This window comes from Acinetobacter sp. GN11 (genome assembly GCF_054823985.1).
The window spans coordinates 1-242 of the sequence record NZ_JRVL01000342.1 but is presented as its reverse complement, the minus strand read 5'-3'; the positions used below and the strand labels follow the sequence as shown (position 1 = coordinate 242).

Below are 242 nucleotides of genomic sequence, written 5' to 3'. Positions count from 1 at the left end.
ACGGTATATGGCCAAATACTTCAAAAAGCCTATAAAACTTATTTGAAAAAAAATATTTCAAATACACCTTAGGTGAGGGAAACATCAATAATTTTAGCTACTAAATTTATGTGAAATAAGGTGCTGGCTAAGAACTAGACGGTTGATGACAGAAAGATGAAAAAAGGCTTCCTAAGCCTTAAAAAATGCGTATAATGCGCAACATCAAGTACGCGCTCATAGCTCAGCTGGATAGAGCACTT

1 pseudogene is annotated in these 242 nt (G+C 35.1%); it reads left to right on the top strand.

Features of this window, described 5'->3' with window-relative positions:
- Positions 1-69, top strand: a pseudogene (locus NL42_RS19070) (hypothetical protein); the annotation flags it as partial.
- Positions 70-242: the final 173 nt, after the last annotated feature.